The sequence below is a fragment of the Ruminococcus sp. RTP21358st1_G6_RTP21358_211008 genome, assembly GCF_040908885.1.
GTDB classification, from domain to species: Bacteria; Bacillota; Clostridia; order Lachnospirales; family Lachnospiraceae; genus Blautia_A; species Blautia_A faecis.
In genome coordinates, this window is record NZ_JBDGDM010000015.1 from 1 (window position 1) to 25,251 (window position 25,251).

General features: G+C 44.5%; 27 protein-coding genes, 1 pseudogene and 1 riboswitch. Of the genes and pseudogenes, 9 read left to right on the forward strand and 19 right to left on the reverse strand.

The window, feature by feature from the left end:
- Positions 1-280: 280 nt before the first annotated feature.
- From AB5Z12_RS07885 to AB5Z12_RS07915, 7 genes are all read right to left on the reverse strand, one after another.
- Positions 281-1,120 carry a S1 RNA-binding domain-containing protein gene (locus AB5Z12_RS07885; RefSeq protein ID WP_173718338.1) on the reverse strand — a complete coding sequence of 280 codons (840 nt, stop codon included), beginning with the start codon at positions 1,118-1,120 and terminating at the stop codon, positions 281-283.
- Positions 1,121-1,278: 158 nt separating this feature from the next.
- On the reverse strand, positions 1,279-2,022 hold the full coding sequence (locus AB5Z12_RS07890; protein ID WP_118583574.1) for an amino acid ABC transporter ATP-binding protein: 744 nt from the start codon (positions 2,020-2,022) through the stop codon (positions 1,279-1,281).
- Positions 2,022-2,813 carry an amino acid ABC transporter permease gene (locus AB5Z12_RS07895; protein ID WP_173774038.1) on the reverse strand — a complete coding sequence of 264 codons (792 nt, stop codon included), beginning with the start codon at positions 2,811-2,813 and terminating at the stop codon, positions 2,022-2,024. The genes AB5Z12_RS07890 and AB5Z12_RS07895 overlap by 1 nt, the downstream gene beginning before the upstream one ends.
- A gap of 129 nt (positions 2,814-2,942) precedes the next feature.
- The gene (locus tag AB5Z12_RS07900) at positions 2,943-3,800 is read right to left on the reverse strand and encodes a transporter substrate-binding domain-containing protein (RefSeq protein ID WP_173718336.1); all 858 of its coding nucleotides are present in this window, start codon (positions 3,798-3,800) and stop codon (positions 2,943-2,945) included.
- 230 nt (positions 3,801-4,030) lie between these two features.
- The gene (locus AB5Z12_RS07905; RefSeq protein WP_148463316.1) at positions 4,031-4,225 is read right to left on the reverse strand and encodes a hypothetical protein; all 195 of its coding nucleotides are present in this window, start codon (positions 4,223-4,225) and stop codon (positions 4,031-4,033) included.
- 4 nt (positions 4,226-4,229) lie between these two features.
- A complete protein-coding gene (locus AB5Z12_RS07910; protein WP_173716971.1) occupies positions 4,230-5,537 on the reverse strand; it encodes a glycerate kinase in 1,308 nt (435 codons plus the stop codon).
- Between the two features lie 30 nt (positions 5,538-5,567).
- Positions 5,568-6,707: a helix-turn-helix domain-containing protein gene (locus tag AB5Z12_RS07915; RefSeq protein ID WP_368357078.1), complete on the reverse strand. Its 1,140-nt coding sequence runs from the start codon at positions 6,705-6,707 to the stop codon at positions 5,568-5,570.
- Positions 6,708-6,907: 200 nt separating this feature from the next.
- On the opposite strand from AB5Z12_RS07915, the gene AB5Z12_RS07920 reads away from it, so the two are divergent.
- Together AB5Z12_RS07920 and AB5Z12_RS07925 are read left to right on the forward strand one after the other, a co-directional pair.
- Complete coding sequence (locus AB5Z12_RS07920; protein WP_173719186.1) at positions 6,908-7,924, forward strand: SPFH domain-containing protein; 1,017 nt, start codon at positions 6,908-6,910, stop codon at positions 7,922-7,924.
- Positions 7,924-8,139, forward strand: a complete 216-nt coding sequence (locus AB5Z12_RS07925) for a PTS ascorbate transporter subunit IIC (protein ID WP_173719187.1) — start codon at positions 7,924-7,926, stop codon at positions 8,137-8,139. The genes AB5Z12_RS07920 and AB5Z12_RS07925 overlap by 1 nt, the downstream gene beginning before the upstream one ends.
- A 445-nt stretch (positions 8,140-8,584) precedes the next feature.
- Here the strand turns inward: AB5Z12_RS07925 and AB5Z12_RS07930 are convergent, their stop codons facing one another.
- From AB5Z12_RS07930 to AB5Z12_RS07940, 3 genes are all read right to left on the reverse strand, one after another.
- Positions 8,585-9,100 carry a hypothetical protein gene (locus tag AB5Z12_RS07930; RefSeq protein WP_148463311.1) on the reverse strand — a complete coding sequence of 172 codons (516 nt, stop codon included), beginning with the start codon at positions 9,098-9,100 and terminating at the stop codon, positions 8,585-8,587.
- 259 nt (positions 9,101-9,359) lie between these two features.
- On the reverse strand, positions 9,360-10,214 hold the full coding sequence (locus AB5Z12_RS07935) for an alpha/beta hydrolase (RefSeq protein ID WP_118583547.1): 855 nt from the start codon (positions 10,212-10,214) through the stop codon (positions 9,360-9,362).
- A 436-nt stretch (positions 10,215-10,650) separates the two neighbouring features.
- Positions 10,651-11,535 (reverse strand): AraC family transcriptional regulator, encoded by an 885-nt coding sequence (locus AB5Z12_RS07940; protein ID WP_148463309.1) that lies wholly within the window; start codon positions 11,533-11,535, stop codon positions 10,651-10,653.
- 420 nt (positions 11,536-11,955) lie between these two features.
- On the opposite strand from AB5Z12_RS07940, the gene AB5Z12_RS07945 reads away from it, so the two are divergent.
- The 4 genes from AB5Z12_RS07945 (at position 11,956) to AB5Z12_RS07960 (ending at position 17,499) form a co-directional block, all read left to right on the forward strand.
- Positions 11,956-13,248, forward strand: a complete 1,293-nt coding sequence (locus tag AB5Z12_RS07945; protein WP_118583550.1) for an ABC transporter substrate-binding protein — start codon at positions 11,956-11,958, stop codon at positions 13,246-13,248.
- 217 nt (positions 13,249-13,465) lie between these two features.
- On the forward strand, positions 13,466-14,353 hold the full coding sequence (locus AB5Z12_RS07950) for a carbohydrate ABC transporter permease (RefSeq protein ID WP_118583552.1): 888 nt from the start codon (positions 13,466-13,468) through the stop codon (positions 14,351-14,353).
- 12 nt (positions 14,354-14,365) lie between these two features.
- Positions 14,366-15,220: a carbohydrate ABC transporter permease gene (locus AB5Z12_RS07955; protein ID WP_118583554.1), complete on the forward strand. Its 855-nt coding sequence runs from the start codon at positions 14,366-14,368 to the stop codon at positions 15,218-15,220.
- Positions 15,221-15,336: 116 nt separating this feature from the next.
- The gene (locus AB5Z12_RS07960; protein ID WP_368357079.1) at positions 15,337-17,499 is read left to right on the forward strand and encodes a glycoside hydrolase family 3 C-terminal domain-containing protein; all 2,163 of its coding nucleotides are present in this window, start codon (positions 15,337-15,339) and stop codon (positions 17,497-17,499) included.
- Between the two features lie 133 nt (positions 17,500-17,632).
- On the opposite strand, the gene AB5Z12_RS07965 is transcribed toward AB5Z12_RS07960, so the two are convergent.
- The 3 genes from AB5Z12_RS07965 to AB5Z12_RS07975 all read right to left on the reverse strand — a co-directional run bounded on the left by AB5Z12_RS07965 (position 17,633) and on the right by AB5Z12_RS07975 (position 20,214).
- A complete protein-coding gene (locus AB5Z12_RS07965; RefSeq protein WP_118583558.1) occupies positions 17,633-18,331 on the reverse strand; it encodes an L-ribulose-5-phosphate 4-epimerase in 699 nt (232 codons plus the stop codon).
- 81 nt (positions 18,332-18,412) lie between these two features.
- The gene (locus tag AB5Z12_RS07970; RefSeq protein ID WP_173716963.1) at positions 18,413-19,381 is read right to left on the reverse strand and encodes a Gfo/Idh/MocA family protein; all 969 of its coding nucleotides are present in this window, start codon (positions 19,379-19,381) and stop codon (positions 18,413-18,415) included.
- A gap of 122 nt (positions 19,382-19,503) precedes the next feature.
- Entirely contained in the window at positions 19,504-20,214 is a 711-nt protein-coding gene (locus AB5Z12_RS07975; RefSeq protein WP_195992601.1) for an acyl-[acyl-carrier-protein] thioesterase, read from the reverse strand.
- Positions 20,215-20,243: 29 nt separating this feature from the next.
- Here AB5Z12_RS07975 and AB5Z12_RS07980 point away from each other — a divergent pair, with 29 nt between their 5' ends.
- From AB5Z12_RS07980 to AB5Z12_RS07990, 3 genes and pseudogenes are all read left to right on the forward strand, one after another.
- Positions 20,244-20,321 (forward strand): DUF6783 domain-containing protein, encoded by a 78-nt coding sequence (locus tag AB5Z12_RS07980; protein ID WP_368357117.1) that lies wholly within the window; start codon positions 20,244-20,246, stop codon positions 20,319-20,321.
- Positions 20,322-20,443: 122 nt separating this feature from the next.
- A riboswitch (purine riboswitch) is annotated at positions 20,444-20,540 on the forward strand.
- A gap of 146 nt (positions 20,541-20,686) precedes the next feature.
- Positions 20,687-22,015: an amidohydrolase family protein gene (locus AB5Z12_RS07985; RefSeq protein WP_173716962.1), complete on the forward strand. Its 1,329-nt coding sequence runs from the start codon at positions 20,687-20,689 to the stop codon at positions 22,013-22,015.
- Positions 22,016-22,097: 82 nt separating this feature from the next.
- Positions 22,098-22,178 (forward strand): annotated as a pseudogene (locus AB5Z12_RS07990) (DUF6783 domain-containing protein); the annotation flags it as partial.
- Between the two features lie 65 nt (positions 22,179-22,243).
- On the opposite strand, the gene AB5Z12_RS07995 reads toward AB5Z12_RS07990, so the two are convergent.
- From AB5Z12_RS07995 to pgmB, 6 genes are all read right to left on the reverse strand, one after another.
- Positions 22,244-23,260, reverse strand: coding sequence for a GTP-binding protein (locus tag AB5Z12_RS07995; RefSeq protein WP_237925424.1), 1,017 nt, complete (start codon positions 23,258-23,260; stop codon positions 22,244-22,246).
- Positions 23,261-23,425: 165 nt separating this feature from the next.
- Positions 23,426-23,569, reverse strand: coding sequence for an EAL domain-containing protein (locus tag AB5Z12_RS08000; protein WP_368366369.1), 144 nt, complete (start codon positions 23,567-23,569; stop codon positions 23,426-23,428).
- A 45-nt stretch (positions 23,570-23,614) separates the two neighbouring features.
- Positions 23,615-23,794, reverse strand: coding sequence for an EAL domain-containing protein (locus AB5Z12_RS08005; protein WP_368357118.1), 180 nt, complete (start codon positions 23,792-23,794; stop codon positions 23,615-23,617).
- Positions 23,795-23,797: 3 nt separating this feature from the next.
- On the reverse strand, positions 23,798-24,016 hold the full coding sequence (locus tag AB5Z12_RS08010; protein WP_368357081.1) for a hypothetical protein: 219 nt from the start codon (positions 24,014-24,016) through the stop codon (positions 23,798-23,800).
- A 110-nt stretch (positions 24,017-24,126) separates the two neighbouring features.
- Entirely contained in the window at positions 24,127-24,549 is a 423-nt protein-coding gene (locus AB5Z12_RS08015; RefSeq protein WP_368368597.1) for a hypothetical protein, read from the reverse strand.
- A 58-nt stretch (positions 24,550-24,607) separates the two neighbouring features.
- Complete coding sequence (gene pgmB / locus AB5Z12_RS08020; protein ID WP_368357083.1) at positions 24,608-25,240, reverse strand: beta-phosphoglucomutase; 633 nt, start codon at positions 25,238-25,240, stop codon at positions 24,608-24,610.
- Positions 25,241-25,251 lie beyond the last annotated feature (11 nt).

The following is a 25,251-nucleotide window of genomic DNA, read 5'->3' on the forward strand; positions in this document are numbered from 1 at the left end:
GCTCTCCCGAACGCATTAGTCGCAGTTAGCGATTAGTTCGCTGGAGCGTTGCGCCGGCGAGTGAGTAATACACATTGCCCAAATGCGTCCCTCCTGAAAAACTTTTTACCCTCCCAACACATTAAATAGCAAGTATGATTAATAAATAGTTTAACACAAGTTCAAGCCCCGGTAAACACCCGTTCGTGTTTTAGAGAAAAAACCTGCATACCATATTTTGGGTATTCCAATATGGTATGCAGGTTTTATTATTTTCCAATAAAGGGTGTATCAGATTCCATTATTTCTTGTAGATGCGTTTGTCCTTAATCTCAATCTTCCCTTCTTTCAGAAGGTGTCCCACAGCACGTTTAAAGGCATTCTTGCTGAGACCGAATTCACGTTTGATCACTTCTGGTGAGGCTTTGTCATCGAAGGGGAGGACGCCGGCGAATTCTTCGATTATGCTAAGGACGCTCTCGGCATCTTCGTTAATCTGGATGTAGGCTTTCTGACGGTCTGTGACGTTCATCTTGCCATCCTCTTTCACCTCGGAAACGCGAAGGTCGAGGACTTCGCCCGGGCGGTATTTGCCGCTGGCTTCTCTGGCTGGGATCAGGGCGGAATATTTGTCATCAACAGCTACAAAAACACCGAAACGATCGCTGATCTCGTAGACACGCCCTTTTACGGAATCACCTGTTACATATGGGGTTCTGGTAGAAAGGTAATGGTATACCTTCATGGTGGCGCAGAGACGGCTGCTCTTATCTACATAAAGGGCTACCAGGCACTCCTGTCCTTCCCGCACACGGCTGGTCTGCTCATGGTATGGAAGGAGCAGGTCTTTCTCTAAGCCCCAATCCAGGAATGCACCGATCTTGGTTACCTGAAGCACTTTCAGAACAGCAGTCTGTCCAACCTGAAGAAGTGGTTCTCTGGTGGTTGCAATAAGACGGTCCCTGGAATCCTTGTAAATAAATACATCCAGTGCATCGCCCTCTCTGGTTCCTTCCGGAACCTGTTTGGCTGGAAGAAGTACTCTGTCTTCCTGGCCTGCATTTTTATCTTCTGCAAGGTAAACACCGAAATCTACGGTCTTTGCCACAATAAGCTTCTGTTTTTTTCCTATTTCAATCATGGATTCTCCTTAATTCAATTACGGTTAAATATAAAATTTCTCAGTAGCTTCTCAATCTATTGTCCAGTATAGCACACATTTACCGCCACTGTGAACATTAACTTATTGAAGTAAGGATAAAAAATGCAGAATCCCCATCTGCAAAGCGACTTTCCGGCTCATGCATTGCGGAAGCGGCTCAGGAAATCTTTTGTCAGCGGGTCTTTCGGATTCTCAAACAGTTCCTTCGGCGGTCTGTCTTCTACGATAACGCCATTTGCCATGAAGATTACACGCTTGGAAACGTCACGGGCAAATGCCATCTCATGGGTGACGATGATCATGGTCAGGCCTTCGTGTGCAAGGTCTCTCATAACCTCCAGAACCTCGCCTACCATCTGGGGATCCAGCGCGGAGGTTGGCTCGTCGAAAAGAAGAATTTCCGGCTCCATGGCAAGGGCTCTTGCGATTGCCACACGCTGTTTCTGACCTCCGGAAAGCTGTTTGGGTTTGGCGTTGATGTACGGCGCCATACCTACTTTTTCCAGATAATACAAAGCTTTTTTCTCTGCCTCTTCTTTGCTCTTTTTCAAAACCTTTACCTGACCTACGGTGCAGTTTTTCAGAGCAGTCATGTTGTTAAAAAGGTTAAAATTCTGGAACACCATACCTACCTTTGAACGGTATTCCGGAACGTTTACGTTCTTACTGGTGATGTCAGTTCCATGATAATTGATTTCTCCGGTGGATGGAGTTTCCAGCATATTCAGGCAGCGAAGAAGCGTGGATTTACCAGAACCGGACGGTCCGATAATGCACGTCACATCTCCCGGACTTACGGAAAAATCAATATCTCTCAGTACCTGATTGCTGCCAAATGCTTTTCCCAGATGCTTGACTTCAAGGATTTTTTCACTCATGATCATTTCTCCTCCTTCTTCTTAGGGTAGGAATACAGACCACTTGTGTGAGCCAGTGTATCCGTTGTGGCAAGGTCATAATTCTGCGGACCTTCCATCTTGTGTTCCAGCAGGCGGAGCAGTCTGGAGCATACAAAAGTAAGGATAAAGTACATTACCATAGCGATGGTAAAGGATTCAAAGTAAGTATAATAGGCTCCGGCTACGCCTTTTGTTGTGTAGAAAAGTTCTACAATTCCAATAATGGAAAGAACGCAGGTATCCTTGATATTGATGATCAGGTTGTTGCCAATCTGAGGCATGATGTTGCGCAATGCCTGTGGAAGGATTACGTTCATCATAGTCTGTACATGCGTCATTCCGATTGCTTTTGCAGCTTCTGTCTGACCTTCGTCAACAGAAAGGATTCCGCCTCGGACGGTTTCTGCCATGTAGGCTCCGGTATTGATAGATACTACGAAAAATGCCGCAAACCACATGGACATGTTGATATTGAACAGGTAAGCACTTCCGTAATAGATAAACATGGCCTGTACCATCATTGGGGTGCCGCGGAAAAATTCCACGTAGCATGCCATAATAAATTTGAGAAATCCAACCAGTGTCTTTTTAACGGCGGAGTCCCTTTTATCTACAGGAATTGTTTGAATAATTCCAACTATAAAGCCAATAAGGCACCCTAAAAAGGTGCCTACAATGGCTATGATCATTGTATTTCCGGCTCCTGATAAAAAGGAGGCGCCGTATTGCTGGAGCAGATACTGGATCCGGCCCCAGAAGGTTTCAGGAAGCATATTTTTCTCTCCTATCTCTCTCGACTTTATTTACAAAGACCGTCTGCGAAATATCCTGCAAAGTGAATCTTACAAAATGCAGGAATGATTTTTCAAACAGACTCAAATGCAGCGAAATCACTGTAACCCTTACTCTGACAGCGGCTGTACGGAAATTGCTTCGTCCATCATTTCTTTGTAATCATCCTCTGTCATTTTATCCAGTACGCTGTTCAGGGCATCCAGAAGCTCTGTATTGCCTTTCTGTACGGAAATACCAATGTTGATATCCTCATCTGATACCTCAAAATCTCCGTCTGTGCCAGAGAAATCAAGAAGTTTGAAATCCGGGTAAGCTACGCAGGCAGCCATTCCGGTAGGCATATCAGTTACAACAGCGTCACATTTTCCAGATTCCAGGGCAACCAGCATGGCAGGCGCACTTTCCTGTGCAGGAAGAATGTTTGCGTCCTCAATCTGCGGCAGGCAGGAATCATACCAGATAGTGTTCTGCTGGGAAGTACAGGTAACGCCCTTCAGATCTGCCACACTTTTTGCATCTGCATAATCGCCGTCGCTTTTTACCAGGGTAATAATGGATGCATAGTAGTATGGCTCTGTGAAATCTACCATCTGCTGACGTTCGGATGTAATGGACTGACCTGCGATTACGCAGTCAACTTTTCCAGACTGGACAGCCGGTACCAGGGAATCCCAGTCCAGTTTCACGATTTCCAGATCGTATCCCAGCTCGTCACAGATTTTTTTCGCCATCATAACGTCGTATCCATATGCGTAATCAGAGCTTCCGGAAATGGGAACAGCTCCGTTGGAATCATCTGGCTGTGTCCAGTTGTATGGTGCATAGCTGCACTCCATTGCTACCTTTAATGTTTTCTTCTCTTCTGCCTGTACCATTGTAAGTCCAAGTCCCGGCATTGCTGTCACGGTAACAGCTGCTGCCATAAGACCACTTGTCATTTTTCTCCATAAATAGCTCTTCTTCATTTTTCTTTCCTCCTCTTTGTAAAAAACTCATTAATCACAGCACCACCGATATTTTATCGGTGTGTTTCCTCATTTCGAGGTTGTTTCCCCATTTCCGGGTAAAAAAAATGCAATGGCGGCGTTATCACACTAACGCGCCATTGCGTTGTAGTTCATATTACTCTTGTTTGTGGGAGAAGTCAAGAGGGGGGAGTTGCAGAATTCATGGTTTTTCTCCATATTTCTCTGGCTCACAGATTCTTTTCATCCTTCAACGCACATATTTTTTTAACCGTTAAACCAGAAATATCTGCAATTTCCTCAATCGTATACTTGCCCACTTGCAACATTTTGACGGCTGTAGCCATTTGATTTTCCAGTCTTCCAAGCTCAAGTCCTTGCTCAATCAGTTTATCCGACTCTAATTCCAGCACTTTTCCGCCCATAATTTCACCAATTCCTTTCTTTCAGCCTAATCACCCGGAACACCTGCTCTACAGCACTTTCCATATTTTTCTGTGCAGTCTGCGGATCCATGGCTTCTTCCAGAGTGGTCACCTGACGGAGGATTGGGAAAAAAGCGTCGATTCCAGCTTCATTACAAGAGGCAGCATCTTCAGTGACCGAGCCAGAAAAGGCAAGCACTGGCTTTCCATATTTCTTTGCAAGTCTGGCAATTCCGATGGGCGCTTTTCCCATAACGGTCTGGCCATCCAGACGACCTTCACCAGTGATTACGATGTCTGCATTTTTTATCTGATTTTCTATGCCGATTTCTTCCAGGACAATGCTTATACCTGGTTCCAGTTTTCCATGAAGAAAAGTACGGAAGGCAAAGCCAAGGCCTCCGGCTGCTCCGCAGCCTGGGTAGTTTGGATCATAATTAAATTTTCCCAATTGGGTTTTGGAATCTGCAAAATATTCTTCTGTTATCTTTGCATAGTTTTCCATCCACCCGTCCATCAGCTCCACCATCTCCGGTGTTGCGCCTTTCTGGGGGCCGAAGATATAGCTGCAGCCTTTTTCCCCATATAAAGGGTTGTCCACGTCACAGGCAATGCGGAAGCTGCATTCTTTTAATTCCGGAAGCAAATTTTTGCAACTGATGGAGGCAAGCTTTTCCACACCTTCTGCTCCAAATGGCACCTGTTTTCCACTTTTATCCAGAAGCTCTCCTCCCAAAGCCTGAAGCATACCGATTCCACCATCATTCGTTGCACTGCCTCCGATTCCGATGATAAAATTTCGGCAGCCTTTGGAAATGGCGTCTTTTATGACCTCTCCAACACCATAGGTTGTAGTGTTTATAGGATTCAGAAGTTCAGGTGGAACCAAAGTGATCCCGGCTGCACCAGCCATTTCTATAATGGCAGTCTTTCCGCACTTTTTCTCATTCTTGTAGCCACGTTTACTTTCTATTATAGAAGTATTTTCTACTACGGAAGCATTCTCTGAAACAGCCATCATCTCTTTTCCCACAAAATCAATTCTACCTGAACCGCCTATATTACGTTTCTCCCAAATTGCATATTCGCAGACAACCGGGGCTCCAAGTGGTCCAGTAACTGTCACATTCTCCAAGCTTCCCCCAAGTCCCTGGGCCAGTGCCCGCACCGTCCCTTCCCCGCCATCTGCCAGCGGATAAACCTTGGTCTTGGCTTCCGAATATACTTTCCGAATGCCTGCTGCGGCAGCTTCACCCGCTTCTATAGAACTCATGCTCCCTTTGAATGAATCAATTGCAATTACTACTTTCATGTTCTTTTCTCCCGTTTTTTCAAATACGATCTACCCTTCTATTTTTTCACTCCACAAATCCATTCCAATTGCAGAACTTCCTTCTTTTATCGTAATTTTATAATCAGAATCCACCTGAATATCATAGCCATATATGCTTTCTTTTCCCACTTCTGCGTCTTTTTGATCTGCATAATAGGAAAAACCTACACGGTAGATATCCAGATGCAGATCAATCTGAACATAACTATATCCCCGTATCCAGTCTTCTTCAAGATTTTTTTCATTGAGCAACAGCTGTGTTGCGTACTGTTCTGCCACATCCCCCTTGCTGGTTCCCATGGCATTTTCTATGGACCTGGCAGCAAAGCCATGTAAAGTCCACGCCGTTATCAAAATCTCCAGAACCACCACAACAGCAATAAGTACCGGGTTCTTTTTTTCCTTGCACATTCTCTTTACTGCAAATCCAAATGCGTATATCACAATCGCCAGATTCACCAGACATGTGATGAGACTTGCTTCCTGTCTATGTTGTTCCCAGAATCCGTCAGGAACCAGGAAAGAACATATTGTGAAAAATATGCCGGTCAGAGTGATTGTAAAAAATCCATAAATTCTTTTGCTTTCCTTATCTTCCCGATTCACCCACAGATAATATCCACTCACAGCAGCTCCCGCGCCAAGAAGCCCGGCAAATAACGCACCGCCAAGGTTTGCATGACCAGAGAATTTAAACACAGCCACAATGAGCAGAATTACCGGTATCGCAAGATAGCCTGCGATTTTATCCTGATGCTGTTGCTGTTTTCGTATTTCTTCCATTGATTGCATCATCTCAGTCACCTCTGCAGACGTGTATTTTTTCTCTGCTTTCTCTCTCTTTTCTGCCATCCCGTTTTTTTCTGCTGCTTCATTCATTTCTACTGTCCCATCTTTTTCTGCTGCCTCATCTTTTTTCACGTTAGCCCCTTCGGTTGTCTGCATTTCTGATCGCATCAGCTCCAAAAGTGATACATCCAGTGCCTCAGCCAATGGTTCCATTGTATTAATATCCGGAAATCCAAGTCCCCGCTCCCAACGGCTGACCGCCTTATCCGTCACTCCGACTTTTCCGGCAAGATCGGCCTGTGTCATATGATGCTCTTTTCTTCTTTCCGAAATAAATGCCCCAAACCTTTTTGCGTCCACTATATGATATCCTCCATAATTCTTTTGCGTTACTCTCTTATATACACTAAAATGTGGATTTTCGTCAATCGACGATTTGTTTACCTGGAAAAAAACGAACAATTTTCTATAACTCTCTTGTATGTATTGACATTTTGATGTCTAAATGATATCATATTTATATCTCATAAAAGATAATTTTCATTATCAGGAGGATTGCTATGAAAGAAAAAGTTTTGGACAACAAGAAAAATGGTATGGGAATGATGGTGCTGTTTATTCTGCTCTATGCCGTGGCCGCAGCCGCTGTAATATTCGGCGCAGCCTTCGAACAGATTCCCCTTATGGTCATCGGTATCATCTGGGCTTCACTTGGATGGATCCCGTTCCTTGGCCTTAAAGTGCTGAAGCCGCAGGAAGCCCTTGTACTCACCTTATTCGGCAAATATGTGGGAACTTTAAAGAATGACGGTTTCTATTGGGTAAATCCTTTTTGTACAGCTGTAAACCCGGCTGCAAAGACGAGACTGAACCAGAGCGGTGACGTAGATGGAGGAAATGCCGCCAAATCCGTTCTCACACTGGCCACCGGAACTTCCGCTTCCACAAGCAGTACATATGTAAACAAAAAGATTTCCCTGAAGATCATGACCTTAAATAACAACCGTCAGAAGATCAACGACTGCCTGGGAAATCCGGTAGAAATCGGAATTGCCGTTATGTGGCGTGTAACAGATACTGCGAAAGCTGTTTTCAACGTAGATAACTATAAGGAATATCTTTCCTTGCAGTGTGACAGCGCGCTACGAAATATCGTGAGAATTTACCCTTATGACGTAGCACCCAATGTAGATACCACTGGGGATGGTGTAGCAGATGAGGGAAGTCTTCGCGGTTCCAGTGAAATCGTAGCCGGACGCATCCGTGATGAAATCCAGCAGAAAGTAGCAGATGCCGGTCTGGAAATCATTGAAGCCCGCATCACCTACCTTGCTTATGCACCTGAGATTGCAGCGGTTATGCTGCAGAGACAGCAGGCTTCCGCTATCATCGACGCAAGAAAGATGATCGTAGACGGTGCTGTTGGTATGGTAGAAATGGCATTAGAGCGATTGAATGAAAACAATGTGGTAGAACTTGACGAGGAGCGGAAGGCTGCCATGGTTTCCAATCTTCTCGTAGTGCTGTGCGGCAATCACGATGCCCAGCCGGTGGTTAATTCCGGCAGTCTGTACTAATGGCTGAAACCAGAGATACCCGGCCTAAGAAACAGATCCCGCTCAGGCTTTCTGCCAAGCTTTATGACCAGATTGCAGCCTGGGCGGAGGATGATTTCCGCTCCGTAAACGGGCAGATTGAATATCTGCTCACCGAATGTGTCCGCCAGCGCAAGAAAAATGGGAAATACGTTTCCGACACGATGGATAAACCGCCGGAACTGGATATCTCATGATTTCCAGCATAAAAAGCCCTTCTACTTGCCAAACCCACTATCGACAATTATAAAACAATACAAATTTTTCACATTTTAAACAAATCAGGGAGTACAGATGTTATAACAACAGTGCTGTACTCCCCGCTTTTATCTATTCGTGCACAGAGGGTAATGACTTTCTGAATGCTCTGAACACCAATTCTGTTTTGTATGGTATTTAACGCTTATAATTATAATTGTTAAGCTTATTTTCTTCGTTCTTTGTGTTAATTTATCTTTTGTATTTTAGTATTTCTATAATTCTATAAAATGATATATTACTTGCAATTTGCTTTCTCTATATGTATTTTTCTGTTTCGTTTTTCTATTTTGTTTTTCTATTACGTTTTTCTGATGCATTTTATATTTCATTTTTTCTGAGAGTATTTCTACAGCCATTCTTATGTATGAATGGTTCTGTCAATCACATACACAGCCTCTGCTTTATCGCGGTGATGTCTTTCTCATGTTTGTTCACGTAAAATAAAAGTCTTTCCTGCGTTTCCCATCTCTTTTGTTGTTCTTCCAGCTTTTGTAAAAGATTGGAATGATTCTCTGCTACAACCTGAAGCTTCCAGTCTGTAGTGTTCTCCACATGAAGCCAGAGTTCTTTTACACTTCTTTGCAATTCTGATACTGATGCATCCAATTCACATACATGCTTGTCTACGCTGCGCAAGTTCGCTTCCAGATTCTCAAAGCGCCTCTTGGTTTCGCTTTCGAAGTTGTCAACGCGAGTTTCTAAGCTGTCAAAGCGGCTTTCCAAATTATCGAAACGGCTTTCCAACTTGTCGAAGCGGCTTTCCAAATTATCGAAACGGCTTTCCAACTTGTCGAAACGGCTTTCCAACTTGTCGAAACGGCTTTCCAAATTTCCAATCCGTGTCTCAATGGGCACCAGCAATCCTGCAATCGCCTGTAGATCTTCTTTCGTCAACATTTCTTTCACCTCCCGTATATTTAAGATAAAAAAAGTATATCAGCAAAATAATATAAAAACAACACTTGAAGTACATTTTGTTCTGTGTTATAATCACGCCACACATGATTTGCAGCAACACATTTCAGAACAGGAAAAAAGTCCACTGTCTGGGAATCCCCAAGGCAACGGACTTTAAAGCATCTACTCACCTAATCTATATTTTCTATTACTTTCATATTCTTACCAACTGTGGAAATTTCACCAACACCCCATCTTTTTATTCCCAAGGTGCCTTTACGACTTCCTTCGCTTCAAACAGGTGCTTCATCCAGTCACCGGCAAGCTGAATCCAGCTCTCACATTCTGCCTGGATTCCATAGCCATTGGGGCATGCTGTTTCTGCAGTGGCAAGTCCCAGACCATGACTGCCCACTGGATAAATATGCAATTCTGCCGGAATATCCAGAGCGTGAAGTGCCTGGAAAAACAGCAGGGAGTTCTCTACCGGTACAGTATCATCCGGTGCTGTATGCCACAGGAAAGTCGACGGGGTATCCTTCGTAACATTATATTCCAGGGACAGGAATCTGCGTTTCTCTTCATCTGCATAATCCTCTCCCAGAACGCTTTCAAAAGAACCCTTATGTGCTTTCTCGCCAGAAGTGATTACCGGATAGCTGAGCATAAGCCCATTGGGGCGAAACTTTTCGGAGTCCATGCCCAAAGCTTCTGCAACAAAGGGCTTGTTCCAGAATACACCAAGGCTTGCCGCCAGATGTCCACCAGCAGAAGAACCCTGGACTACGATCTTCTCTGTATCAATATGCCATTTTTCTGCATTTTCACGGAGCATTGCAACTGCTGTAGCCAGCTGAAGAAGCGCCTCCGGGAAACGTGCCGGAGCAACGCTGTAGCGCAAAATCGCAGCATGATAGCCCATTGCCATAAATCTGACAGCAAGAGCTTCTGCCTCTCTGTCAGAAGTCATCTGATAGCCGCCGCCAGGACAGATCAGCACAACCGATCTCTTTCTCTCCGGCTCGATCTCCGGGGAATTATCCAGGAAATATGTAAATAAATTTGCTTTAAACTCAGAATCTTTCAATTGGATTTCTATTTTTTCGTGAATCATTTCGCGAGCCTCCTGTTGTATATATTTCGTTCATTTTATGATACTAGTGTCAAAAGGTCAAAAAGCTGTTCGTGCTTGCACGATAAGGCTTTTGAACTTGGGACACGCCAAATATGAGAAAGTAGCGATTTACGCAGTAAATCAGCGGATTTCGAATATTTGGAGGATTGCGGGAGCAGCGTAGCTGCGTAGCAATCCGGGTATCAAATGAGTGTCAAAAGACCTTTTGACACTCATATCATTTTATAATGTCAGGAATAACCAGCTTATCCCCTAAAGCATGTTTGGAAAAAAGCTTTCTGTAAGACGTGCGTCACAATTTTGGCGTGCAGTTTGCAATAATGCTTTTTCAAACAGGCTCTAATGCCATAATAATTTTCTTCCTATAAGAAATCAATACCTAAATAAAATTGACACCTGCTATTTCAAACACGCTCTAGTTCCCCATCTTCGTCCTGTCATACATCTCCCTAAACTCCGTAGGCGTACAATTATTCATCAGCTTAAACATCCGAAGAAACGCCGACAGGCTGGAAAACCCCGATTTAAATGCCACCTCCGTCACACTCACTCCTGGATCCTGCAGCAACGTTTTTGCAAATTCAATTCTCTTCTGATTCAAATACTTATAAAAAGTAGAATCTGTATACTGCTTAAACAACCTGGAAAAATGATACTTACTGAATCCTGCCTGGGAAGCCACTCCCTCCAGGCTCAAATCTTCCGCAAAATGATTGTTAATATAATCTGTAACCAGGATAAACTTCTCCACATATTCCTTCTGCCTGCTGTTTGCTCCGTTTTCCTTCTGCTGTCCCGCTACAGTATGTGCATTTACACGCTGTCTTCCAACGCATGTAAGAATCTCAAGGAATTTCGAAATAATCATAGTTTCCAGATAGGGAGACTCACCGAAATATTCCTCTTTGATTTCCAGCATAAGCGTTTTTACTTTTTCATAAATCTGCGGATACCCCTCCGGTGTAATCAAAGTAGCCGGGGTTATAATCATAGTAAGCAAGTTCAGCTCCTTGGTAGAAATATTGTTCAGACACGGCTGAAAAATAATCCGCTCTCCGCTTTCCGGAGCAAAAAGCTCATGAAGCATACACGGACCGATAATCAGCACATCCCCCTCACGCAGATTGTATTCCTTTCCACCGCACAGTGCCTTATAGCCATTTACGATTGGCATAAGTACCTCGAAGGAGGTATGCCAGTGCGGTGGGTAATTCTCGTATTCATCATTATAATAGAGACAAACCTGCTCATCTTCCCGGAAATCTACTGTTTCATGTATTCCACTAAGCTTATGTATCATTTCCCCATGCTCCTTCCCTGTATATTCTTATTATAATGCTCCTGAGTTTCACCCTTTTACCAGAGCGTGTTTGAATTTTCCCAACATATATCATTTTCCGACGGTCAGTATCAAATATTGTCATTTAGTTCTCAAATATTGCGTTTTTCAATATGTTTGTATTGTATCAAATGTTGCTTTTTTTATCAATATATAGCCAAATTTATATTTTAAATCTAAATAAGTATCGTTTATCTTTGTCTATATTGCATAATTTTCTATGTTTTAAATTATATACTTTGACATGTACTTGTTTTTGTACAATTTTAGATAGCAATAATTGATAGTAAACAAACAAGAATTAGAAAGAAAACCCAGGCAATCTCTGCTATAGTAAGAATTACCAAATACGAGATCTAAATTTTTAAAAGGAGGTTCAATATGAACAAGAAACGAGCACTTTCAATATTAATGGCTGCAGCAATGGCAGCTGGAACACTGGTTACATCTGTACCGGTTTATGCTGATGATGTTGAAGAAATCACATGGATGTTCTGGGATGACCTGGAAGCTACGGAAGATCTTATTTCCAAGGGTTACAAAGAAGTCATTGATCGTTTCAACGAAGAGTACGATGGCAAATATCACGTAACTCCGATCACCACCAACCTGGAAGAGTACGATGGCAAGCTGAACGCACTGATCGCAGCCGGACAGACACCGGATGTTTACATCTGCAACCCTGGTCCAAACATGGACGTATATGTAAATGCAGGTGCAGCAGCTGACCTTACCGATATCCTTGAGAATCAGGAAGCTGACTGGTACGCATCCTTTACAGATGGTATTTTCGAAAGAATGACTTATGACGGAAAGATCATGGCAGTTCCTACCAACTTCGCAGCAGCCTGCGTTTACTATAACACCGAGATGTTCGCAGATGCTGGCGTAGAAGTTCCTACCACATACGACGAACTGATCGCTGCATGCCAGAAGCTTCAGGATGCCGGCTACACACCAATCTCCTGCTCCGCTGGTACCGCATGGTGCTTATCCATGATCGCCGGTTATCTGTGTGACCGTCAGGGCGTTGACCTTGCAGCTATCGCAGACCATACCGCTAACTGGACCGATGAGAACTGCATTGAAGCAGGCACTAAGTTAAAAGACCTTTCCCAGTATTTCCAGGCTACAGCAGCTGGAGATTCCAATGACCAGGCTACAGCAGCTTTCTATAACGGCGAAGCAGCTATGCTGGTTCAGGGTTCCTGGGCAATCGCACAGATCAACGGCAACAATCCAGACTTCGAGTCCAAATGTGGTGTCTTCCAGTTCCCTGGAATCGACGGTGCTAACGACCCGAACCGTATGATTGTTAAAACTGATAACCTTCTGATGAGCTCCACAACAGAGCATCAGGACGCAGCTATCGCTCTTATGAAGATGTTCACAGACGAAACAGCTCAGAAATACACAGCAGAAGTCGGCGGCAAGTTCCCAATCATCAAAGACCTTGATATCGACTATGACAAAGCTCCTGCACAGCTGAAATACGTTCAGGATATCATGGCAAAGGCAACTGGTACATTCGGATTCTACAATGAGTCCCTTGCATCTGTAGAAGCTGGTGACTGCTTCGATAACGCAATGGTTGATATCTTCCTTGGCAACCAGACACCTGAAGAAGCATTCCAGACCGTACAGACATTCTATGAGGAGAACGTTTGGGAATAAATCCTCCCTTATAAAAATAAGTTATAAACCCAGGCACATGGCTGCCGCGGAACGGACTAAGGCATGTTCCGCGGCAGTCTTTTTACTAAAAAGGTTATCGCCAGTCAGCGAGCCCACCAAAATCAATACGATACTCATGCAGACAACGGCTTATTCTTTGCTATCATTCGGTTTTCTTTAGTAGTAAAACCGCACACATTTGACGGAAGGAGATATTATGGATAAAATTCTGCGCGACAAAAAAGCCATTTTCGTATTTATCGCCCCGGCGCTGATCATGTTCCTTCTGGTCCTGATCATCCCGACGATACAAATGGTTTACTACTCACTCTGCGATTACGCAGCACTTACACCCCCTGAATTTGTGGGATTAAAAAACTATAAGAAACTGTTTTTCGGTGACGCCACATTCCGTATTGCCCTGAAAAACTCCATCTTTTTCATGATCTTTTCAGCAGTCACACAGCAGATCTTCGGTCTTTTACTTGCTGTTATGCTCACCAACATCCCGAAAGGCCGCAACATTTTCAAGAACATTTATTATCTTCCATGCGTACTTTCCTCCGCAGCACTTGGACTTCTCTGGTCTTTCCTTTTCAATCCGAGAATCGGTATCAACAATCTTCTTGCCAAATTCGGCATTGAAGGACCTCTGTGGCTGATGGACTCTACCGGATTTATTGTACTTCCCATGTGGGTTATCGCATTTGTTGCCCTGTGGCAGTACCTTGGTCAGAACATGATGCTTTATATGGCACAGATCACCGGAATTTCCCGTGACATTTATGAAGCTTCCTATATAGACGGTGCGTCAAAGGTAAAAGCATTCCGCTACATTACCCTTCCGCTGATCAAACCAATGATGATTACTTCCCTTTCCCTGAACTGTATTGGTTCCCTGAAATTCTTCGACCTGGTTTACAACATGACCCAGGGTGGTCCGAACCACAGAACAGAAGTCCTTGCAACTGAGCTTTACGCAGAAGGTTTCAACTATTTCAAATATGGCTACGCCAGCGCCATTTCCGTGGTGCTCCTGGTGCTCTGCCTGCTGGTAACTCTTCTGGTAAAGAAAGTCATCAAAGTCGAAACTTACGAGTCATAAGGAGGTGGGAAAATGAGCAACGTAAAAGTAAAAGCTACAAAAAAGCCGGTAAAACCGGTAATCGTAGTGGTTTATATCCTGCTGGTGATCCTGGCAGTTGTTTATCTGGCACCACTTCTGTGGATGTTATCCGTATCTTTGAAAGATAACGCTGGCGTTATGTCAGCACCATTTTCCCTGCCGGATGTGTTCCATTTCGAAAACTATCAGCAGGCCTGGCAGATGGGAAAACTTGGTACTGCGCTGGTAAACTCTGTTCTGGTCTGCGGTGTCACGCTGATCATCAGCCTGTTCTTCGGCGCTATGGCCGCTTTCGCCATCGCCAGAATGCGCTGGAAATTATCAGAATTTATGCACACCTTCTTCCTCATCGGAATGATGGTTCCAGTACATTGTGTTCTGATTCCTCTTTTTGTAAGATTTGCAAAGCTTGGCCTTACCAACTCACAGGGCGGACTGATGATTCCTTACATCACTTTTTCCCTGCCAATGACCATTTTCCTGCTTACCGGATTTTTCCGCTCCATGCCCGGGGAAATGTTTGAGGCGGCTGCCATTGACGGCTGCGGAATCTATGGCTGCTTTTTCCGGATCGCACTGCCACTTTGCAGAACCGGTTTCTTCGTATCCGGACTGATGACCTTCATCAACAACTGGAACGAGCTGCTTCTCGCCATGGTATTTATTTCCGATCCTATGAAAAAGACACTGCCGGTTACACTAACCTATTTCGTTGGGCCTTACGCAACCAACTATGTGCAGATGTTTGCTGCGATCATTATCGCAATCGCACCTACAGTCGTTGTTTACTCCCTGTTCAGTAACCAGATCGTAGAAGGTCTTACCACAGGTGCAGTAAAAGGATGATATGCAGCCCGAAAACTCACACTCGCTTTACAACGTAACCTGCTATTTGTGGGTCACAAACCTTATATGGCTCAATGTTTTACAGTCACCATGAATTCGCAACAAGGAGAAACATTATGGATAGAAAAAAGGCTAGAAAAAAAGCGACCGAACTGGTCAGCCAGATGACCTTAGAGGAAAAAGCAAGTCAGCTACGCTATGACGCACCTGCAATCAAGCGGCTTGGCATCCCCGCCTACAACTGGTGGAATGAAGCGCTCCACGGAGTTGCCCGCGCCGGACAGGCCACAATTTTCCCGCAGGCAATTGGACTTGGCGCCACTTTTGACACCGAACTTCTGGGACAGATTGCAGATACCATTGCTACCGAAGGTCGTGCCAAATACAATGCATATTCCCAGGAAGAAGACCGTGACATTTACAAAGGTCTTACCTTCTGGTCGCCAAACGTAAATATTTTCCGTGATCCAAGATGGGGACGGGGACATGAAACTTACGGTGAAGATCCTTACCTTACGAAAGAGTTGGGAGTCTCTTTTGTAAAAGGGCTCCAGGGCGATGGCAAAGTTATGAAAGCCGCTGCCTGCGCCAAGCACTTTGCAGTCCATTCCGGTCCGGAGGCCATCCGCCATGAATTTGACGCAATCGCAACTCCGAAGGATATGGAAGAAACTTACCTCCCAGCATTTGAAGCTTTAACCAGAGAAGCGGACGTGGAAGGCTTCATGGGCGCCTACAATCGCACCAACGGAGAGCCCTGCTGCGGAAGTCCTTCCCTTCAGAAAATACTTCGCGGCGACTGGGGCTTCCAGGGATATTTCGTTTCCGACTGCTGGGCCATCAAGGATTTCCACGAGCATCATATGGTAACCAGCACCCCGGCAGAATCGGCTGCATTAGCACTGAACAATGGCTGCGATCTGAACTGCGGAAACACTTATCTTCACATTTTGAAAGCTTATGAAAAAGGACTGATCTCCGAGGATACCATCACGGAATCCGCCATCCGCCTTTTCACTACCAGATATCTGCTGGGATTATTTGAAGAGACGGAATACGACAAAATTCCTTATTCTGAGGTGGAGTCACCTGCCCATCTGGCACTTTCCCAAAAAGCTGCTGAAGAAAGCTTTGTACTTCTGAAAAACAATGGGATCCTGCCTTTGAACAAAGAGAAGATCAAAACAGTTGGAATCGTTGGACCAAATGCAGACAGCCGTAAGGCTCTGGTAGGCAATTATCACGGTACAGCTTCTCGCTACTGCACGATCCAGGAAGGTATTCAGGATTACCTTGGAGATGATGTACGTGTGCTTGCCTCTGTAGGATGTGACCTTTTCCGCGACCGCACCGAGCATCTTGCTTTTACTCAGGACAGACTTGCGGAAGCGAAAATCGTTGCAGAAAACAGCGATATCGTAATTCTCTGCGTGGGGCTTGATGAAACACTGGAGGGTGAAGAAGGAGATACCGGAAACAGCTATGCTTCCGGTGACAAAGAGACCTTGCAGCTTCCACAGGTTCAGCTGGATCTGATGGAAGCCATGGCTGAATCCGGCAAACCGGTTGTTCTTTGCTTGATGGCAGGAAGTGACATTGATCTTTCTTATGCAGAAGAACATTTTGATGCAGTGATGGTTCTGTGGTACCCAGGTGCTGAAGGTGGAAAAGCCGCCGCAAGAGTACTGTTCGGAGATGTCTCCCCATCCGGCAAATTACCAGTGACCTTCTACAATACCCTGGAAGAGCTTCCGGATTTTACAGATTATGCCATGAAGGGACGTACTTACCGCTATATGGAGAATAAGGCGCAGTTCCCATTTGGATATGGATTGACTTATGGAAAGGTAGTAGTGACAGATGCAGTTGTCAGTGAAAACAGCGCAGCCGACACAAATGGTACAAGTGTTTCCGGCAAGGCAGGTTTCGAAAGCGGCACTAATACCACAGCAGCACCAGTTACAATCCAGGCCACTGTCACCAACCAGGGCGCAATTGATACCCGGGATGTGGTTCAGGTTTACATAAAGAATGCAGATTCTTCTCTGGCCGTTCCAAACCCGGAGCTTGCTGCTTTCACTCCTGTTTTCCTGAAAGCAGGCGAAACAAAAACCGTCACACTTTCCATTGCTCCAAAGGCCTTCACCGTAGTAGATGAAACTGGAGCAAGAACAGAGGACGGCAGCCACTTCCATATTTACGTTGGCTGTACACAGCCGGACGAGAGAAGTGTGGAACTTACAGGTGTGAAACCAGTGGAAATTGAATATAGTAAATGATCTTTATAAGGCGAACTACTATCTTAGTCGTTCGTCTTATATTTTTACTCCTTTAAAAGCATCGAATATTAAGTAACCGCCATTCATACCTATCTCAAAGTACAAACAGCGGTCACACAATTCATCTCAGTTTTCACTCAATATTTTCCTGTCCGTAATAAGCATTTGCACCATGTTTTCTATAGTAATGCTTATCCTGAAGCTCCTGCGGAGCAGGTTTCACATTCGGATTGATCAGCTCACAGCGGGAAGCCATCTTGGCAACCTCTTCCAGAACTACTGCATTATGCACTGCCTCGTGCGCATCCTTGCCCCATGTGAAAGGACCATGATTCTTGCAAAGAACAGCCGGAACAGCCTCATAATCTCTCTTCTTGAAATAGTCGGCAATGAGAATACCAGTATTCTTCTCATAAGCTTCCGCAATCTCACTCTTATCCAGATTACGGACGCATGGAACCTCACCGTAAATATAATCAGCATGAGTGGTTCCATAGCATGGAATTGCGCGGCCGGCCTGTGCCCAGCTGGTAGCCCAGGAGGAATGAGTATGTACGATTCCACCGATCTTCGGGAAAGCATTGTACAGAACTACATGGGTCGGAGTATCAGATGATGGGTTATATTTACCTTCTACTTTATTACCTTCCAGGTCTACAACTACCATATCTTCCGGTGTCAGTTTCTCATATTCCACACCACTTGGCTTGATTACGAAAAGACCTTTTTCACGATCAATTCCACTTACATTTCCCCAGGTAAAAGTAACCAGGCCGTATTTCGGCAGGTCCATATTTGCTTTGTAAACTTCTTCTTTTAATTTTTCAAGCATAGCTGTATCCTCCTTTTTATACATGCAAATGTCTTATATTTTTCATAAAAACTTGTATCTTATAGTTTTCATAAAATTTCATCACTCATAAAGCGGAATCTCATAGCCCCAGGATTTCCTGATTCCATCCATGATCTCCATCACACGCACAGTCTCATCATGAGGCATTTCCGGGCATTCCTTTTCGCCCTGTGCGATTGCTCTGGCGCAGGCCTCAACCTCATACTCATAGCCTGTGATCTGTGCCGGAGGCAAATAAGCTGCAACCTCCTTATGCTCCTTGTCAAAAACTGTGATTTTCTCCGGATTATTAATATTCTGCACCTGAATATAACCTTTGGTTCCAAAAATACTTCCCATTCTGTCAGAAATTTCACGGGCACCACACTGCAAGGTAGCCATGCGGTCGCCTTCAAATACCATAGCAATCGTATCCAGCATATCCACACCTTCACGGAAAATAGCAGTTGCCTGTACATCCTTCAACTTATCCCCAAGAACCATGCTTGCGAAATTAATGGTATAAACACCAACATCCAGAAGCGCACCGCCTGCCAGCTCCGGCTTACGGATACGTTCCACCTCACTGATGGCATAGTTCAGATTGGCTGTAACAGCTGTCACCTCACCGATCACACCGCTTGAAATAATATCATCGATCATCTTTCTGGATGGCATATATCTGGTCCAGATTGCCTCTGTGATCAGCAGGTTTTTCTCTTTCGCCAGGGCAAAAAGCTTTCTTGCCTGGTCTGCATTTACAGTAAACGCCTTTTCACAAAGCACATTTTTTCCTGCCTCCAGGCACATCTTTGCATGAAGATAATGATGGGAATGAGGGGTTGCAATATAAACCAGATCCACCTGCGGGTCTGCAAGCATTTCCTCATAAGAGCCATAAGCCTTGGAAAAACCGTATTTCTCGGCAAAAGCCTGCGCCCGTTCAAAGCTTCTGGCTGCCACTGCGTAATTCTCCACATCCTTCATTCCAGCTACTGTTTTCGCCATCTGAACTGCAATTCCTCCAGCTCCAAGTATTCCAATTTTCATTTATGTAAACCGCCTTTCTAATAAAATTTCCTGTTTCGCCATTCTCAACTGACCTCCCTGTATGGAGATATCTCTAAAGCGATACAGTTATTTCGCTCACATGATATTCATATAGTCTCACCTCATGCAGACATAAACTCTACAATCGCATAAGGTTCGCCATTCTCCGTGGAAAGCGCAACCGTAACCTTTCCCATTTCCAGCTTCACTGCCGGATAAAAAACGTCTCCAAGCAGTGCCTGCTTCTTATATTCTGCCCTCATCTGGCGGATTTCAAAGCCTTCTGGCAGATAGTCTGCCCCCATGCGGATATACTGACAATTATTAACATGGTGATGGGTGTCCAGATGATGTTTCTGTATTGCAAAAGACTCCTGAGCTTCCATCCCTTCCGGAAGGGCAATCTTACGTGGCGCATAATCCATCTCCAGCTTTTCATCCAGTTCGTATCCTCTGGTGTCTTCGTCTGTAAGTCTGGCCGGCAGACCGGTCTCTGTATCAATATTGGTCCAGATACTGTTTGCATAGGATAAAAGCTCTCCATCTTCTGTTTTCAGAGTGAAGTTACGCATTCCAAGAAAGCCTTTGAAGCCATATGGCGCCGTTGATGCCACAATCGTCTCTCCCAATCCCGGATATCGGTTCACCACAATCTGCCAGGATGACAACACCCAGGCTCTCTGGCGTTCCTCCAGCGCCTTCATTCCCTGCCCTATATTCTCAGATTGAAAGGTGCAGCAATCCTGATAATAATTCTGAATTCCAGGAAGAGTCAGGCAACCATCTTCGCCTATTTCACTGTATCTGACACGGCCTTTAAAACTGTAACTCATGTTATGTCAATCTCCATTCTAGAGCCTGTTTGAAAAATCATTCCCGCAATCTGCACGCCCCACTTTGTGGGAGATTTTGCAGAAAGCCTTTTTCAAACACGCTCTAATTTCTTGTCCGCAAATTTTACTTCATTATATAACAAATCCAGCAATAAAGATATGAAAATGTAGATTTTTTTTGTGAAAATCCCCTTGATTCTGCACCCTTTACCATGTACAATAAAGGTATAAAATAAAAACAGCAAACGCTTATATATGTCCATAATCTGGTTGGACGTTTCTACCAACTACCCTAATAGTTGTCTATAAGCTGCATGCGAAGAGGTGTGCAGGTATGGCATTTTCCGGGTGGTTTTTTTATTGCTGAATCAGCCCGAAATCACATTTTGCATGTTTCCGGCAGTACGTTCTCAGCCGCAAACTATCCCGGAGTTTTACTTTGCCTCGCCTCTGGCAGAAAGGATGGTCTGATATGAAAAAAGATTTGTTTGCTTTGAAAGGTACAATTTGTTACAGCAAGAATCAGAAAGAACTTGTTTTTCATGAAAACTCTTATGTAGTCTGTGAAAACAGTCTCTGTGCTGGTATTTTTTCCCAGCTTCCGGCAGAATATAAGGACATTCCGGTAGAAGACATGGGTGATCAACTGATCATCCCAGGATTCACTGACCTTCATCTGCACGCTCCCCAGTACGCTTACCGCGGAACCGGCATGGATCTGGAGCTGCTGGACTGGCTGAACACCATCACTTTCCCACAGGAAGCCAAGTACGCTGACCTGTCCTATGCGAAAAAGGCTTACTCCATTTTCGTGGATGACTTAAAGCACAGCTTCACCACCAGAGCCTGCATTTTCGCCACCTTGCACCGTCCGGCAACGGAGCTTCTCATGGACATGCTGGAGGAAAGCGGTCTGACAACTATGGTTGGAAAAGTAAATATGGATCGCAATGGAGCACCGGAGCTTCAGGAGAAAAGCGCACAGGCTTCTGCACAGGATACACGCCAGTGGCTGGAAGAGATCAAGGGACGTTACGACCACACCTACCCAATCCTAACCCCACGTTTTACCCCATCCTGTACGGATGAACTGATGACCGAGCTGGGAAAAATCCAGCGGGAATACCACATTCCAATTCAGTCTCATCTGTCTGAAAATTTCGGGGAAATTGCATGGGTAAAGGAGCTTTGTCCCACAAGCAGATTTTATGGGGATGCGTATGATATGTTTGGATTGTTTGGAACGAAACCTGCAGCAAACGAAGAAGTCTCCAATCCTGCTTCTGCAAGCAGCAATACATGCCCTACTATCATGGCCCACTGTGTTCATTCCACAGATGAGGAAATCCAGATGATCAAAGACCAGGGTGTTTACATCGCCCATTGCCCGGAATCCAACACCGACATTGCTTCCGGAATCGCTCCCATCCGCCGTTATCTTGACATGGGACTTCACGTAGGTCTTGGAACTGATGTTGCCGGTGGATTTTCCCTTTCCATGTTCCGCGCAATTGCCGATGCCATCCAGGTTTCCAAGCTCCGCTGGCGCCTGATGGACCAGACCCAGGCCCCGGTTACTCTGGAAGAAGCTTTTTACATGGCCACGATCGGTGGTGGCTCCTTCTTCGGAAAAGTCGGCAGCTTCGAAAAAGGCTATGAATTCGACGCCATGATTCTGGACGACAGCAATATCCGTCATCCCCAGGAAATCTCCACCCGTGACAGACTAGAAAGGCTTGTTTATCTGTCCGACGACCGCAATTTGGTTGGGAAATATGTACAGGGACGGAAAGTAATTTAAATTTCAGATTTTCAAAATTACGCTTTGATATTTTCTTAAATAATGGTAATCTAGAGCGTATTTGAAAAAGGCTTTCTGCAAGATGTGCGTCACAATTTGTGGGAAATTTCGCTCGGATGAGGGCGCCGTAGCGGGCTACGGCAACCGAATTCGGGTGAAATCTCCCGCAAAGTGGGGCGTACAGATTGCGGGAATAATTTTTCAAACACGCTCTAGTCAATATGGCGGTTACTTAATATTCGCTGTCCCCAGATACTCCCGTATCCGCGCCTCATTCATATTCTCCCCGATCACGATCACGACTTCCTGGCCTGCGGAAATGGGCCTTAGGGAAAATTCTTTACGGGTGGCGTTTAATTCCAGCCAGTTATTGTCGGCGGACACTTTCTGAGCGGAGCCCGAATTCATTTTTTCATTTTCGGTTACCACAGCAGCGCTTTCTACTAATTTTACAAAGCCCTTAATTCGGAAAACATCCCCACATTCCGGATCATCCAGAATCTGATGCGCTGCTTTCTCCAACTGTGTCTCGGAAATCTTCAGCTCCATAAAATACAATGACTGGAACCCTTCTTTCTCATCAAAACACTGTTTCTCGAAATCTTCCATCACATACCCACTGTTGAAAATCTTCTGAAAATCCTCATCTGTAAACTTTTCCCAATTCTTATTCAGTATCTCATTTTCCGTAAAACGTCGTTTGCATTTCACGCTTTCCAGTGCGCGATTCAGATGTTTCACAGTTCCACTAATCTCTTCCTCAGATGCCTCCTGGCTCTTGCTCAGAACAATACAACCTGCATCAGCCGCCTCTGAAGCCAGAATATACTCTGCCTGTGGCTGCAGCTTCTCCTCCAGTCTGGCATCCAGAATGGTAATCACATTTCCAATCTGATACCACTTATCCAACGGCTCTTCATAAAGGGCATCGAAAAACTCATCCACATCAAAAATCCCGGAAGGCTCAATGAGAACTCTGTCATATCCGCACATTCCCATTGCGATCAGCTTGGTCTTGAAACGTCTTCTGTGGCAGTCCGCATCACATCCACCTGAAACCATTTCCAGCTCGCAGTTCTCACCTTCCAGATCATGAAGCAGCATCATGTCCACATTCACTGCACCAAAATCATTCTCCAGAATTCCAATATTCTGCCCCTGACTCATCAGCCATGCAGCATATTTCTTTATGAAAGTCGTTTTTCCTGAACCAAGAAAACCTGTAATTAAATCTACCTTTACCACGGTATATCACCTCTTATTTTCTCAAAATTATTCTTACATTTTTAATAACAATAGGATTAAAACTGAGCAGGTACTCTTTTTTCAAGATATACCTGCTCCGTTATTTTTAACCGTTCAATCCATTTCATTTTCGCTCTGGTATTTGTTTGAAACAGGCTCTAGCGCCTATTTATCCAATAATGTCTCAAACTCCTCCTGCGGCATAGGCTTCGCAAAATAATATCCCTGGAAATAATCACAGCCGTAATTCTTCAGGAAGTCCGCCTGCTCCTTCGTCTCCACGCCTTCCGCAATCACCTTCAGATCCATTCGGGAAAGGTTCACACCGATATCTACATTCCGCTTGCCATCCCTCTAGCGTTTTTCCAGGAATCCATAAACGCTCTGGTAAACATAAGAATCCAACTTGGCAATATAACCGCTCTCTTCCAGGATCGGAATAAATTTCGCCGGGGAAATATTGCCGAACTCACAGCTGAACCATCTGGTCAGCGCCTCTGCCAGAACCACGTTTCCTGTCCAGGCATCATAAATCGGCTAATAAAAGACCTTGATCTCGCCATTCTGGATGGCATCGTCCAGATGAAGAAGAGCAATACTCCGCTGCTCGTAATCCTCCCGCATCTGCTCATTAAAAACAGCGTACGGCTGGACAAACTGGTTGGTAATACTGGACTTGGCAAGCTTGGCCCTGTCACTGAATCCGTTTCCATAATTTTCGCTTTTATCGTCATTTTTTTCACTTAGCCTAGCCATCTTCACGTCCCCCAACACATTCTCCAGAACCAGACATTTCCTTTCTTCCTCACATTCCTATACTGCTTATTCTACTATTGTTTTCTGGTTTTGAAAAGCAAATATTCCGTTTATTTTCCTTTTGCCGCAAGTAGCTCTTTCAAACGTGCAATTTCCTGCTGTTGAGCCTCGATTTCTTTTTTCTGCTCATCAATCCTGTTCTGCATCTGATCAACCATATAGTCCACTGTGTTCCGGTCTAATATACGCAACTCCTCTGAAAACATATCCATCACCCTTTCCACATTTAAGCAAATATAATACACATGCTCATACATAGCTTTAAAATCCGGATATTGTTTTATTAATTCAATTACCTTTTCCGGAGAATCTGCACTAAAAAATGTCAGCCATGCTTCAAGCCGATTACTGATATTTTTATTGTGCGTAATATTTTCAAAAATGTCAAGTGGGATAAAAATGAAGTTTTGAAGCAGAAAAATCGTTCGACAAATTATGCCATTAACTATTATGAAATTACAGCTCACTCCCAATGACCTTTACTAAAAAATGCCTTTAGGAGTGAGCTGCGCTGATTACAAATATAATATTTCAAACATAGTTTAGTAAATCCCTAAAACTCTGAATCCTCTTATCTGCTTTCTCATATCCGGCGGCGTCCCCGATTCCTACAGCCTGCATGCCTGCATTCTTAGCAGCATCAATTCCAGCATAAGCGTCTTCTACCACAAAACAGTCCTCCGGCTTCTCTCCCAGGAACTCTGCCGCTTTCAAAAATACCTCCGGATCCGGTTTGGACTTCGTGATATTCGTGCCATCGGAAATTGCATCAAATGCATCCAGCAGATCAACCTTTTCCAGTATAAATTTCGCATTCTTACTGGAAGAACCAAGTGCCAGCTTATAGCCTCTCTTATGCAATTCAGCGAGAGTTTCTCTTACCTCATCCGCTACATCTGCCGGTGTCATAGATGCAAGAAGCTCCCTGTATGTATGATTTTTGCTTTCCATCAGTTCTGCCTTTTTCTCCTGGGAAAGAGCCGGGCCTTCATATCTTTCCAGAATGATTTCCAGGCTTTCTGCCCTGCTTACACCGCGAAGACGGTTATTAATGGTTTCATCGAAATAGATTCCCATTTCATCTGCCATCTTTTTCCACGCCTGATAATGAAATTTATCTGTAAAAACAATAACACCATCCAAGTCAAAAATAAATGCTTTCATCTGTTTTCTCC